11 protein-coding genes and 1 pseudogene are annotated in these 13,516 nt (G+C 60.9%); 7 read left to right on the forward strand and 5 right to left on the reverse strand.

Going from position 1 to position 13,516, the window contains the following annotated elements; genetic code table 11:
- Nucleotides 1-7: 7 nt before the first annotated feature.
- The 5 genes from aceF to JDW18_RS11180 all read left to right on the forward strand — a co-directional run bounded on the left by aceF (nucleotide 8) and on the right by JDW18_RS11180 (nucleotide 7,301).
- Nucleotides 8-1,723: a dihydrolipoyllysine-residue acetyltransferase gene (gene aceF / locus JDW18_RS11160; protein WP_218243669.1), complete on the forward strand. Its 1,716-nt coding sequence runs from the start codon at nucleotides 8-10 to the stop codon at nucleotides 1,721-1,723.
- A 116-nt stretch (nucleotides 1,724-1,839) separates the two neighbouring features.
- Nucleotides 1,840-2,802: a hypothetical protein gene (locus JDW18_RS11165; protein WP_246610459.1), complete on the forward strand. Its 963-nt coding sequence runs from the start codon at nucleotides 1,840-1,842 to the stop codon at nucleotides 2,800-2,802.
- 8 nt (nucleotides 2,803-2,810) lie between these two features.
- Entirely contained in the window at nucleotides 2,811-4,652 is a 1,842-nt protein-coding gene (gene lpdA / locus JDW18_RS11170) for a dihydrolipoyl dehydrogenase (RefSeq protein ID WP_218243670.1), read from the forward strand.
- A 278-nt stretch (nucleotides 4,653-4,930) separates the two neighbouring features.
- Entirely contained in the window at nucleotides 4,931-6,130 is a 1,200-nt protein-coding gene (locus tag JDW18_RS11175; RefSeq protein ID WP_218243671.1) for a Fic family protein, read from the forward strand.
- Nucleotides 6,131-6,170: 40 nt separating this feature from the next.
- Nucleotides 6,171-7,301, forward strand: coding sequence for a UPF0149 family protein (locus tag JDW18_RS11180; protein ID WP_218243672.1), 1,131 nt, complete (start codon nucleotides 6,171-6,173; stop codon nucleotides 7,299-7,301).
- Nucleotides 7,302-7,413: 112 nt separating this feature from the next.
- Here the strand turns inward: JDW18_RS11180 and JDW18_RS22840 are convergent.
- From JDW18_RS22840 to JDW18_RS11210, 5 genes and pseudogenes are all read right to left on the reverse strand, one after another.
- A pseudogene (locus JDW18_RS22840) lies at nucleotides 7,414-7,850 on the reverse strand (transposase); the annotation flags it as partial.
- A 289-nt stretch (nucleotides 7,851-8,139) separates the two neighbouring features.
- Nucleotides 8,140-8,496 carry a zinc ribbon domain-containing protein YjdM gene (locus tag JDW18_RS11195; protein WP_218243673.1) on the reverse strand — a complete coding sequence of 119 codons (357 nt, stop codon included), beginning with the start codon at nucleotides 8,494-8,496 and terminating at the stop codon, nucleotides 8,140-8,142.
- A 202-nt stretch (nucleotides 8,497-8,698) separates the two neighbouring features.
- A complete protein-coding gene (locus tag JDW18_RS11200; RefSeq protein WP_218243674.1) occupies nucleotides 8,699-10,528 on the reverse strand; it encodes a vWA domain-containing protein in 1,830 nt (609 codons plus the stop codon).
- The gene (locus JDW18_RS11205; RefSeq protein ID WP_218243675.1) at nucleotides 10,528-11,604 is read right to left on the reverse strand and encodes an AAA family ATPase; all 1,077 of its coding nucleotides are present in this window, start codon (nucleotides 11,602-11,604) and stop codon (nucleotides 10,528-10,530) included. The genes JDW18_RS11200 and JDW18_RS11205 overlap by 1 nt, the downstream gene beginning before the upstream one ends.
- Before the next feature lie 126 nt (nucleotides 11,605-11,730).
- Nucleotides 11,731-12,372, reverse strand: a complete 642-nt coding sequence (locus tag JDW18_RS11210; RefSeq protein WP_218243676.1) for a DUF2621 family protein — start codon at nucleotides 12,370-12,372, stop codon at nucleotides 11,731-11,733.
- Between JDW18_RS11210 and JDW18_RS11215 the strand changes: the two genes are divergently transcribed.
- Together JDW18_RS11215 and JDW18_RS11220 are read left to right on the forward strand one after the other, a co-directional pair.
- Nucleotides 12,352-12,546, forward strand: a complete 195-nt coding sequence (locus tag JDW18_RS11215; RefSeq protein ID WP_218243677.1) for a hypothetical protein — start codon at nucleotides 12,352-12,354, stop codon at nucleotides 12,544-12,546. The genes JDW18_RS11210 and JDW18_RS11215 overlap by 21 nt on opposite strands.
- A 39-nt stretch (nucleotides 12,547-12,585) precedes the next feature.
- A complete protein-coding gene (locus JDW18_RS11220; RefSeq protein ID WP_218243678.1) occupies nucleotides 12,586-13,464 on the forward strand; it encodes a thioredoxin domain-containing protein in 879 nt (292 codons plus the stop codon).
- The last annotated feature ends 52 nt before the right edge of the window (nucleotides 13,465-13,516 follow it).

Genomic DNA, 13,516 nt, shown 5'->3' on the forward strand with positions numbered 1-13,516 from the left:
AGATAACATGGCATTGACAGAAATCAAGGTCCCCGATATCGGCGACTTCTCCGAAGTCGGCGTGATCGAAGTGCTGGTCAACGTGGGCGACACCATCAAGGTGGAACAGTCCCTGCTGACCGTGGAATCCGACAAGGCTTCCATGGAGATTCCTTCCAGCCACGCTGGCGTTGTGAAGGAAATCAAGGTTGCTCTGGGCGACAAGGTCAAGGAAGGCTCCCTGATCGTGGTGCTGGAAACCGCTGACGCGGCTGCCGCGCCCGCTCAGGCTGCTGCCCCTGCTCCCGTGGCAGCAGCACCCGCACCTGTGGCTGCCCCCGTGGCCGCCGCTCCTGTAGCTGCTGCTCCGGTCGCTGCTGCACCTGCTGCATCGTCCACCGTGGACATCAAGATTCCCGATATCGGCGACTTCAAGAACGTGGCCGTGATCGAGATGCTGGTCAAGGTGGGTGACACCGTGGCTGTTGAGCAATCGCTGTTCACCGTGGAGTCCGACAAGGCTTCGATGGAAATTCCATCGCCATCGGCTGGCACCATCACGGCGCTGACCATCAAGCTGGGCGACACCGTCAACGTGGGCGACGTCGTCGGCCAGATGACAGTGCAGGGTGCTGCGGCCCCCGCACAGGCTGCGGCTCCAGTCGCTGCTGCTGCACCCGTTGCCGCCCCCGTGGCTGCTCCTGTGGCCGCCGGTCCTGTCGCAGCGCCTGTGGCTTCGGCACCTGTGGCTGCACCGGTTGCCGCACCTGCTGCGCACAACCCCACCGTGGCTCCTTCGGGTCAACTGCCCCATGCATCCCCTTCCGTGCGCAAGTTCGCTCGTGAACTGGGCGTGCCTCTGGCAGAAGTCAAGGGTTCGGGCAGCAAGGGCCGTATCACTCAGGACGACGTGCAAGCCTTCACCAAATCGGTGATGGCTGGTGCCGTGCAGACGCTGGCGCAGCAAGCCGCCGCTCCCAAGTCTTCTGGCGGCAACGTCGGTGGTCTGGAAGTGCTGGCATGGCCCAAGGTCGACTTTGCCAAGTTTGGCCCTGTCGAGCGCAAGGACCTGTCGCGCATCAAGAAGATCTCGGGCGCCAACCTGCACCGCAACTGGGTGATGATCCCCCACGTCACCAATAATGACCTGGCCGACATCACCGACCTCGAAGCCTTCCGCGTCAGCACCAATGCTGAAAACGCCAAGGCCAAGAGCGATGTCAAGGTGACCATGCTGGCTTTCGTCATCAAGGCGCTGGTGGCTGCACTCAAGAAGTTCCCCGAGTTCAATGCCTCGCTGGACGGCGACACTCTGGTCTACAAGCAGTACTTCAACATCGGTTTTGCCGCTGACACACCGAACGGCCTGGTCGTTCCCGTGCTCAAGGATGCCGACAAGAAGGGCATCATGCAGATCAGCCAGGAAATGGGTGAGCTGGCCAAGAAGGCGCGTGACGGCAAGCTGGGCGCTGCCGACATGCAAGGCGGCTGCATGTCCATCTCGTCGCTGGGCGGTATTGGCGGCACCCACTTCACGCCTATCGTCAACGCACCTGAAGTGGCAATTTTAGGTCTGTCCAAGGGCCAGATGACGCCGGTGTGGGACGGCAAGCAGTTCGTGCCCCGCCTGATGCTGCCGCTGAGCCTGTCGTACGACCACCGTGTCATCGACGGCGCTGCCGCAGCCCGCTTCAACGCCTATCTGGGCGCTGTGCTGGCCGACTACCGCCGCATCCTGCTGTAAGCAGCCAACGGGCAGGCTGGTTTTGAAAGAAATCGGCCTGTAGCGCTTACCCATTGTGCGCAAGCAGCTATCAAAACTGATGAGCTTGCGCTTCACCTTACTGCCCTGTGAGTGAGATGAAGAACCTGAGACAGCACCCCATCGAGCATCTGCGTGGCGTCATCCCCGGCATCCGGCCTTTTCCGGAAGCCGCTGACGTCTTTGCCGAGCCCGTCGAGAAATACGCGCGGCACCTGCTGCCGCTCGTCACCATCGATCTTGCGCTGCTGGATGACGCCTGGAGCGGGCCGATTCATCTCCTGGCACCTTGCGAGCCCTATGAAGGGCAAGTCGGGGAGTGGGGCGGGCATGAGTTTGGGAATGCACTGCTCAAGCCCGACTGGCTGGCTTTCAAGCTGAGCGAAGCAGGCAAGTACGAGCTGCTGGGCGACTGGCGCTACTTCATGCTGGAGCAGGACGACCGTGCCGACTGGCTGGAAAAGTCACTCGACTGGCGCGAGGTTCGCACCCAGCATCGTGAGCTGGTCAAGCTGGGCGTAAAGCCACCGTTTGAGCTGCACCACGAGTCCAAATACTCATGGCGCGATGTGATGGAGCTGCACTATGCAACCCAGCACGCCGTGTACGACCAGGCCAAGCGGGACTTTCTGGCCCATGGCTGGAATGCTGCGAACGCATGGGATGACCCCGCCGAAGTCGCCAAGCTGCCTTTGTTTGAGGCAGGCACTGATTGCTATGAAACCACCTCCGGGCGCTATCTGCTGGGTGTGCTGGGCGGTCCCTCCTGGGGCGGCAACTGGAGCAATCTGACCAATGAACTGCTGAGCGACACGGGCACGGAAGATGGTGTTCACCCCATCCACCCCGAGACCGGCGCGCACTTCGAGTTCATCTGCAGTGCCAATGCTGATGCTTTTACTTCGACAGGGACTGAAACCCTGCTGTTCTACGAGCCCGAGAGCCGCACCGTGCTGCAGACCTTTGATTGGAGCCAAGGCGACACCGCCCGGCTTCAAACCGAGAAAAACCGTTTTTGCTGCCTGATGCTTCAGGCGGCGCAGAGACAAAAACCAAGATAGGAGCGCATATGAGCCTCATCGATATCAAGGTGCCTAACATTGGCGACTTCGCCGAAGTGGGCGTGATTGAACTGCTGGTCAACGCTGGCGACACCGTGTCCGTGGACCAGTCCCTCATCACCGTGGAGTCTGACAAGGCCTCTATGGAAATCCCCAGCAGCCACGCTGGCGTCGTGAAGGAAATCAAGGTCAAGGTCGGCGACAAGGTTGCCGAAGGCTCCATCGTGCTGTCGCTGGAAGTGGCTGCTGATGCGGGCGCTTCTGCTGCTCCAGCCCCCGCCGCAGCGGCTCCTGCTCCTGTTACTGCACCCGTGGCCGCGCCTGTCGCTGCTGCTCCTGCTCCCATCGCCAGCAACTTTGCTGGCACCGTGGACATGGACTGTGATGTGGTCGTGCTGGGCGGTGGCCCTGGCGGCTACTCCGCAGCCTTCCGCGCTGCCGATCTGGGCCTCAAGGTCGTGCTGGTCGAGCGTTACAAGACGCTGGGCGGCGTCTGCCTGAATGTGGGTTGCATCCCATCGAAGGCACTGCTGCACGTGGCGGCCGTGATGGACGAGGTCAAGCACCTGGAGGTGGCAGGCGTCAAGTTTGCCGCTCCCGAAGTGAACATCGACCAGCTGCGCGGCCACAAGGAAAAGGTCATTGGCAAGCTGACCGGCGGTCTGGGCCAGATGGCCAAGATGCGCAAGGTCACCATCGTGCGCGGCTATGGCAACTTCGTGTCGGCCAACCACATCGAGGTCGAAGAGACCACGGGTGACGGCCAGGACAAGACCGGCAGCAAAAAGGTCGTTCAGTTCAAGAACGCCATCATTGCTGCAGGCTCGCAAGCCGTGCACCTGCCCTTCATGCCCAAGGACCCGCGCGTGGTGGACTCCACCGGCGCGTTGAATCTGAAGGAAGTGCCAAAGCGCATGCTGATCTTGGGCGGCGGCATCATCGGCCTGGAAATGGGCACCGTCTACAGCACGCTGGGCGCACGCCTGGACGTGGTGGAAATGATGGACGGCCTGATGCAAGGCGCTGACCGCGATCTGGTCAAGGTCTGGCAGAAGATGAACGCGCCACGCTTTGACAACATCATGGTCAACACCAAGACCGTGGGTGCCGAAGCCACGCCCGAAGGCATCAAGGTCTCGTTTGCACCCGCCAAGGATGGTGTGACCGTGCCCGAACCCCAGACCTACGACCTGGTGTTGCAAGCCGTGGGCCGCACGCCCAATGGCAAGAAGATCAGCGCTGACAAGGCTGGCGTGGCCGTGACCGACCGTGGCTTTATCGACGTCGACATCCAGATGCGCACCAACGTGCCCAACATCTTTGCGATTGGCGACATCGTGGGTCAGCCCATGCTGGCACACAAGGCCGTGCACGAAGCGCACGTGGCAGCTGAAGTCATCGCTGGCGAGCTGCAAGGCAATAAGGAGCTGGCTTCTGCCGCTTTCAATGCCCGCGTGATTCCCTCGGTCGCCTACACCGACCCCGAAGTGGCATGGGTGGGCCTGACGGAAGACCAGGCCAAGGCCCAAGGTATCAAGGTCAAGAAGGGCCTGTTCCCCTGGGCCGCCTCCGGCCGCGCCATCGCCAACGGCCGCGACGAAGGCTTCACCAAGCTGCTGTTTGACGACTCCCCCGAAGCCCACGGCCACGGCCGTATCCTGGGCGGCGGCATGGTCGGCACGCACGCGGGCGACATGATTGGTGAAATCGCTCTGGCCATCGAAATGGGCGCAGACACCGTGGACATCGGCAAGACCATCCACCCCCACCCAACCCTTGGCGAGTCCATCGGCATGGCGGCGGAAGTTGCGCATGGTTCCTGCACGGATGTGCCGCCGGCGCGCAAGTAAGCGAACAGGTCTTTGGACTTGTCAAAAGCAAAGGCAGCCTAAGGGCTGCCTTTTTTCATTGGCGTTCATGGTTTTGATAGCTGCTTGCGTGCGCTGTGTCTGCGTAAACCACTGATTTGGTCGCATAGATAGGTGCGGCAGATGACCTGTGTGGTGCATCCCCTAGTTCGGTTCTGAACTTGGCACGGAGCTTGGCATTTATCTTGGCAAAATAGTTGGCAATATTTCGAATTTATCTTTGATAAACAAAGAGATGCTACTTGTGTAGACTTGGCAATATGACTGCGCTCTACACATCGCCCCACCAGTTCGAGCCCTTGATGCCGTCCGATGCCCGCATCGAGCCTTTGCTCTCCAAGGCCGGTGATCTGGCGCGGGCTGCCACCACGCTGGCGGGCAAGCGCGTGCCGCCCGAGCTGCGCACTTTGCTGCGCAGCATGAACTCCTACTACACCAACCGCATCGAAGGTCAGCACACGCGCCCGCACGAGATTGAATTGGCGCTGGCTCAGGACTTTTCCGCCAACAAAGAACTGGCCGCCAAGCAGCGACTGGCCGTGGCCCATATCGAGGCCGAAGCCGCGCTGGAGCAGCGCTACCAAGGCGAGCAGGGCGTGCAGGCGCTCTACAGCCTGGATGGGGTGCAAGACCTGCACCGCGAGCTGTTTGGCCGACTGCCCGAAAGCGACTGGGATGTGGCCGAAGGCCACACCGTGCTGCCCGGCCAGCTGCGCAGCAAAGAAGTCAGCGTAGGGCTGCACATTGCCCCTGCTGCGGCCAGCGTGCCGGTGTTTATCGAGCGCTGGGCCAGTCGCTATGCCCATGTGCGCCGGGGCGAGGCCGCGCTGGTCGCCATGGCCTGTGCCCACCAGCGCCTGGGCTGGATTCACCCGTTTATGGACGGCAATGGCCGCGTCATGCGGCTGCATACGCACACGCTGCTCAGCAGCCTGGGTTACACCAACGGCCTATGGTCGCCGTTGCGCGGCTTTGCACGCGGGCAGGAGCGCTATTACGCCTTGCTGGCCGATGCCGACAGCGCCCGCCGTGGTGATCTGGATGGGCGGGGAAACTTAAGCGAGCAGGCGCTGATCGCCTGGGCCGACTATGTGCTGGATATCTGCCTGGACCAGGTGCAGTTCATGGGCCGCATGCTGGACTTTGACCTGATCAAAGACCGCATCGAAGCCGCGCTGGTGTTTGAGTCTTCGGTGCTAAAAACCGGTGTGCGTAAAGAAGCACTGCGCCCCTTGCACTATCTTTTCCTGAGCGGTGAAGAAATCCCGCGGGGGGAATTCAAAACCATGCTGGGCCTGGGCGACCGTATGGCCACCGACGCACTGGGCGCACTCGTCAAGCGCGGCCTGCTGAAAAGCGATAGCCCGCAAGGCAAGGTGCGCTTTGGGCTGCCGCAGCATGCACTGCGGTTTTTGTTTCCGAGGTTGTGGCCGGAGGCGGAGGTGGATTCGGCGAGATGAGAGTGGGCGCGGACGTGCTGCCAGGGCACAAGTAAAGCCGGTGAACAACGGCATCCCAAAGTTTGAGGAAAGCCTGTTCGAGCTTTTTTGCTGTTCCAATGGCGCATCCCTGTCGCTGACTTTGTGTTGCCCATCACCGACCACGAAAACTTTCCCCATGACTGACGAAGTTGAACTTATCCATTCCGCATTGACGCAAATATACGAGGCGGATGGCTATCGCTTACAAATCCAGATTTACCGCTTGAGCAACACCCTGTGGTCGTTGGAGGTCGTCGATGAAAACGGTACTTCGACCGTATGGGACGAGTTGTTTGACACCGACAAAGCGGCGCTGGAGCGCGCGTTTTTAGACATTGAAAAGGACGGCGCTGCGCAGTTTGTGGAAGAAGCCTTGCAAGAGGCGAAGGCCGCCGGGCCCGAGTTGCAGCGCAAACTGGCACAGCTCAAACAGCCACACTTGCCCGATCTCGCAGCGCCCTTGTCAGATGCTGAGCTACAGGAGCTTGAGCAACTGCTGCTGGAACTTGATTCCGATGAGGGCATGTTGCTGGAAATGCTGGATGGCTTTTTGTATGCCATTGCCATCGGGCCAGAACTGGTAATGCCCAGCCAGTGGCTACCCATGGTCTTGGGCGAGGCAGACGCGGGCATGATGCCTGCAGTGGAGAGCGAGGAAGCAGCCCAGCATCTGCTCGGATTGATCATGCGCCACTACAACAGCATCATCTCGGGCTTTGAGCAGACCCCGCGTTTGGTCACTCCCATCTGGGGCGCCACGGAATATGCAATAGGCACTTTTGAAGATGCTGAGATCTGGGCCCATGGTTTTTGTGAAGGCGTCAATCTCAGCCGAGCCGCATGGCAGCCACTGTTGGATGACTTGCAAGGCAAGCGCTGCTATCTGCCTATCGGTTTGCTAGGAGAGGCTGAACTGTCGCCCGAGCAAAACAAGCTGATTCGGACGCCTGCGCAGCGCCAGGCGCTTGCTCAACAAATACCAGAGGCGCTGCTGAATATGCATGCGTTCTGGCTGCCGCACCGATACGCGATGAACTTGCCTTCACAGGCTCCGCACATCAGCACCAAAGTAGGTCGCAACGAGCCATGCCCTTGTGGCAGCGGTAGAAAGTTCAAAAAATGCTGCGGCGGCGCAGGTGAGCCGCATTGATGCGCATGCAAGCATAACGATCAGGTCTCAGCACTTGCTCAAAACAAAGGCAGCCCCAGGCTGCCTTTTGCCATTTTGTTCATGGTTTTGATAGCTGCTTACGGCTTCTGTAATCAATGCCGATATGTAGTTTGCGCCATTGGCGTCGGCGCTCAGGGACGTGTTTTTTGCACTTCCATTCGCATTCGCCCAAGAACTTGATGCCAGTGGAATAAACCAGCAAATGCAGCCCCGCCTGGCTTGCCCTTCGGGTTGTGCCGCCTTGGGCTGTCTGCGGCGTTGGCGGCTCTCGCAAGGTACCTACCTTGCTTCGAGCCACCGCCTTGCATCCCATCCCAAGGCGGCACAACGCGATCCCCGTGCGTTATGTGAACAGGCCCTAGAGCGATAGGGCACATGGACTTGCAAACTGCGCTGGCGACGACAGACGGTGCTGAAGTTGGGTGCTGACCAATCCAACCCTGACAAATGCAAAAGGGATTCGACAAAGCCCATCGCCAGACGCAGCGCCAGAGCGAACAAATTTTTGATGGTCAGGCAAAACTGGATGGCAGCATCTGAGAACTTCGGGCTACGCCCGCGCTTAAGCGGCCGTAACGCTGCAGCTAGTTACCGAGTTACCCGCCATCGCCCGCCAATTGCAGGCGGCACCTCCACATGGTTTTGCAGGCAATGCGGTGGTTGAGCAAATCGCACAACTGATTGAGCAGCGCTGCGCGCTGACATGCCAACGCTTGGGGGAGTGAAAATTCCCGATCGGTAAATATTGATCTCTATTCGTCAAGCTTGCATAGAAAATTTACCGAACGGGAATTTTTAAAGGCTGCTGCTCCGAAGATCAGGCCTTTTTCAGAAACTCGGACTTGAGGATGAACGGGCCTTGATCCGTCTTGCAGTCCACGTCGTGGTCGCCGTTGTCATAGACCAGGCGAATGCCTTTGATCTTGGTTCCCTTTTTGATGACGGTGGACGAGCCCTTGACCTTCAAGTCCTTGACCAGCAGCACGCTGTCGCCGTCGGCCAGCGGGGTGCCGTTGGCGTCTTTGATGATGCGCGGGCCGCTGTCTTCATCGGTGGCGGCTTCGGCCTGGGGCGACCATTCATGGGCGCAGTCGGGGCAGATCAGCAGGTCTCCATCGGGGTAGGTGTTGTCCAGGCCGCATTGGGGGCAAGAGGGCAAAGAGGTCGTGCTCAAGGATTCGCTTTCAGTCAGAAAAAGGAAGCAAGCACTGCTGCCAGTGAAGAACTGGAGTGGTGCGGATGGGTGAGGTTGGCATTGCCGCCTGCGTATTTGCCAGCGGCTGGCAGGCATGCGCGCATTCTATGGTTTTGATAGCTGATAGCGCTGGATGAATAAGCGCTAAAGGCTGTTTTGGCTCAATAGATGCTCAACGAGATTAGCCCATGGCAAACACGGGCGCGCTGGTGCGAAACGGCAGCTTGCGCCCGGGCGAGAGCAGATAGGCATGTTCGCGCGGCACGCGCAGCACATCGCATTCACCGTCGGTGATGATGAGGATGGGGCCGTCTTTGGGAAAGTCGTCGGCCTGCTGCAGCAGATCGATACCCGGCTGCAGCACCGTGCCGCCCCGGCCTTTGAGGGCGATGCGCTGGGCAATGTCGGCGGCGGGCAGATAGCCCAGGTCATAGGCGGCGGCGTCGCAGCAGATCAGGCGCACGGCGGGCACATCTTTGGCCTCGGCATAGCTGGCGATGGCGCCCAGCGCCTTGGCCAGCACATGGCGCTCCATCGAACCCGAGGTATCCAGCACCACGCCAAAGGTGCGGCCTTCCAGCCAGCGGCTGTCGGCCTGAATGCGCGGGCGGGGAATATCGGGCGTGGCGCTTTGGCGGCGGCTGATGCGTGCATAGCTGCGCCGGGTTTCGATGGGCGGAAAGTGGTGGTCAAACCAGCGCGCCAGCTCCACCTGCCAGTCAATCGGCGGTTGCAGCAGGGCGCGGATTTCTTCGATGAGGCCCGCAGGCAGCAGGCCGCGCCCGCTTTGCTCGTGGCGCAGCAGGCCTTTGCCCAGCTGGGTGCGGCAGAACTCGTCAATATCGGTGAAATGGCCTTCTGCACGAAGGTTGCCCACGCGGCGCTCCAGCATATCGCCCTGGCCGCCCGCCAGCGTACGCAGCTTGCGCAGGCGGCGCAGGTCGCTGGCGATGCGGTCGTAGACCTCTTCAGCGCTCAGGCCGCGCAGCTCGGGGTCGTGCAGCAGGCCAATGCCGGGTGGCTGGCCCACATCCATCTGAATCAGCCAGTCGTTGATGACAAAGTCGCAGGCCACGTTCCACAAAAATGGCTCGCGCCCACGGCGGCGCGGCAGATGGCGCAGGGCCACATGCAGCACTTCGTGGGCAATCACAAAGCGCAACTCCTGCTCGGACAGGCGTGGGCCGGGGTTGATGTAGATGGTGCGCAGCACCTCATCGACGGCGGCAACGGAGATGTCCTCGCGCTCGCAGACGCTGGCGTCTTCAATGATGTCGAACGCCGCAACCATGCTGGCCAGCAGCGGAAAACTGTCCAGAAACCAGTGACGGGCACGGTCCAGCGCGCTGCTGGTGCGGGTGCTGTGGCCAAAACCGCTGCGCACACCGGCGGCAATCTCTACCGACTGGGTGACAGAGCGCGCCAGCCCGGCGGCAAACAGGGCGGGCCAGTGATAGCTTCTGCGCCACGAAGGCAGGGTGGATGGATCGGGCGGCCATGTCTGTGGCAGGTGCAGGCTGGGCTGCTGGCCCGCAAGACTCAGGCTCTGCGCCCAGCCGGGAATGCCTTGTTCGCAGAACTGTGCGTACCACTGGGCTTCGTCGCGCTGGGGCAGGCTGGCGGGCAGCTCCATGCCTTCGGGTGGGCTGCCCAGTTTGATGGTCTGGATAAAGCGGGCGGTGATCACATCGCAGGCGGCAGACCAGCAGGCCCACTGGGCGCGGTCGCGCTGAAAGTGGGCCAGCGCAAAGCTGAGCAGGCCGCGTGCGATGCAATAGGCCCATTCCTCAGGGGCGGCCAGACGCCGGGGGTGAACGTCAAGCTGGGCGGTGCCGTATGAATTTTCCAAAAAGGCTTGCAGCCAGCCATCTGCCGGACATTGCGAGTGATCGTTGCGCCGCACACTCAGGACGCGAAGCATTTCCGAAAAAATCGGGTGGGCCTGCACGCTTGCCAAGCCTTGGTTGTAGGCCTGCGTGGCCGGGTTTTCGCGGGCGGCGGGCTTGGCCATCAGGCTTTGGAGGTTTCGCGCGAGTCGCGGGCTTCCACCAGACGGGGCAGATCACGCACGATTTCAACCATATACCAGGCGGGCAGGGTCTGGCCGTCGCTCTCGGCGGTCACGATCTGGGCCATCTCCAGGCTGATCTGCGCCAGGTCTTTGAGCATGGCTTTGGAGCGGTGCACGGTCTGCTGCAGCTCACCGCCGCTCTGATGCTTGTCCTCAGGCAGGATTTTGAGCAGCCGTGCACGGAAGGCCTGGGCCAGAAAGTACAGCACATCGCGGTCTTGCGGGGCGTGGGGCCAGTTGGCATCGCCCTTGAGGATGGCATCCAGCCGGTGGCGGTCGTCGGCCAGCTTGTAGAAGGCCTTGAACTGCGCCGCATGCTGGGGCGTGAGGCAGCCACTGCTCAGGGCTTCCAGCGTGTGCAGATTCAGACCGTCGCCATAGGACTGCAGCGCGTCGCTGAGCATATGCCAGGAGCGCGGCGTGGAAAACGCCTCTTCATGCTTGGGCGGCTGGCTCCACAGATGGTCGGGGCGCTGGGCCAGATATTCCAGCACCAGCGGGTGCAACGGGGCCTGCTGCGCCCACTGCAGCCATTCGCTGGCGCTGACCTTGAGCTGCACATGAATCATGCGGTTGATGAGCGCCGAAGACATGGTGCGCACAATGGCAGAATCCTGCGCGCGGTTGCCTGCGGCGATGACGATGGAGCCCTCGGGCATCACATACTCACCCACGCGGCGCTCCAGAATCAGGCTGTAAAAGGCCTTTTGCACATCCTGGCTGCAGGCGTTGAGCTCATCCAGAAACAGACAGTAAGGCTGCTGGCGCGCAATCATGGCTGGCGGGCAAAAGCGGGTGATGCCGTCTGCAATCTGCGGCACGCCCAGCAAATCCTCGGGCGCCAGCTGGCTGCCCAGCAGCGAGACGCAGTCCAGCCCCACGCTTTGCGCCAAGTTCTGCACCAGCGCCGATTTGCCAATGCCCGGCGGCCCCCAGATAAACACGGGGCGCACGGTGGCAACGTTGAGAAGAAATTCGCTGAGCTGCGAGGGAGTGAGAGCCAGACTGGTTTGCATGTGGCAAGCAGTCTAAGCCAAGGCCGCGCAGAGATTTGTCAGCCGGTGTTGGTGCTGTGTTTTTACTCCTGATATGAGAGCTGCTTGCGCTTGTCCAATAAGGGCTGCAGCCTCATATTGTCTAAATCACTCGTAATCAAACTCGGCCTGATACTGCGCCGGGTCTATGCCCTCGGCCTTGAGCGGCTCCACCAGCCGAAAGCGCGTGACCTTGGCCGATGCGGTGATATAGCCCTTGATGACCAGATCGCGGGTAACGGGGCTTTGCGCTTCCTGCGCCAGCTGCTCAATCACCCGCGTGGTTCTGCGCCGCGCCAGCATGCGAAAGAGGGCGGGCACATGGGCCAGCAGGCGCTTGAGCAGGTCTTCAGCCTCAGGCAGCCACTGGCCTTGCTTGGGCAGGTCGGGCACAAAGCCCCATTCGTCCTCGCTCAAGGCACGCCACACGGTGATGGCGTGGCCGTCTGCATCGTTCACGCAGGCCATTTCTTCGAGCTGCGGTGTTTTCACGGGCGCATAGCGCGATGTGGCACCGGCTGCCAGCAGCGCGGCATAGGCAGCTGCCACATCACTTACCTGCAGGCGCAGCGCCACGCTGGCTTCGACGTTTTGCACCTGCAGCAATCGCAGGCTGGCGCTGCCGGTATCAATATCCACAAAGCCATCGCCGCGCTGCACGGCGGCAAAGCCCATCACATCGCACCACAGGGCGGCGCTGCGCTGCAGATCGGTGACGGGGACGACAAGGTGGCTGATTCCAAAAAACATGATGCACTTCACAAAAATAGTAGCGGGCCCGGCATTGCGGACAAGGGCTGGGATGATAAAGCGCTGCTTGCAGGTGGTAGCGCGGATGAACGGGGCAAAGCACCGCTGTCTACAGATCAAGATACAGATCAGGGGAAAGAAGTTTTGAACGCCAAAGCCCCGGCCAGCGAATAACGCTATGTCGCAACAATTTCAATCATCAAGAGGGAAGACATGGCTATCTGGAATCGTCGGGAGCTGGTGGCAAGAGTGGGCGCGGGTGCCGGTGTGCTGGGAGTGGCGTCGCTCTCAGGCTGTGCGTTGGATCAGCAACTGCGAAATCGTGTTCAAGTGGGAGGGGCTGGCAATGCACAGTCTGCTGCAGGCAATGCAGCTGCGGCTGGCTTGAATACTCCCGGCACACCGGAATATGCGGCGCGCCAGCAGTTGCTGGCACGTTTCCCTCAAGGCTTGCTCAAGGACGACTATGTGGCGCGCACCGAGTTCGATAGCGTGTGGGCCATTCGCAATACCACCAAGACCTTGCCGCGCTACTTCGGCGCAGATATGAAGTGGTACATCAACGTGCCCGAGCCATATGGTTTCATGGAAACCCGTGAACAGCCGCTGGGCAAGGCCGGTTTTGACGCCATGCGCAAAGGCCTGGCTGCCCAGATCGATACCAAGCCCTGGCACCTGGTCAAAGGCAAGGGCCGCCCGGTGCTGGTGGTGTACTCCGCCTGGGACTGCCCGCATTCACGCAACATGGAGGCAGCGCTGCGCCGCGCAGGCATCAGCTACTACCTGGTGCCATCGGGTCTGGAAGAAAAAAGCACTGCGCTGGCCAGACGCATCTACGCCACGCCCGAGTTTGACCGGCAGTGGCAGGAGCTGCTGACCAAGGGAAGCATCAGCGGCAAGCTGGGCGTGCAGGCGCAGCCCTATCCTGAAGACAGGGCGACGGATCTGATTTTTATTTTCAAGACCGTCAGCGGCATTCCTTCACCGGCACCATCGACACCGCTGTTTATCTTCAAGGACGGACGCAGCGGCGAAGGCTGGAGGGCAGAGAGCATGCTGCCCTTGATTCGCAAGGCGAATCAGTACTTCTGACCCGTCTCATACCCTTGGCGCATGCTGCTGCGCCTGAAATGCCTGCATTCCC

The organism is Comamonas fluminis, from assembly GCF_019186805.1.
GTDB lineage: Bacteria > Pseudomonadota > Gammaproteobacteria > Burkholderiales > Burkholderiaceae_C > Comamonas > Comamonas fluminis.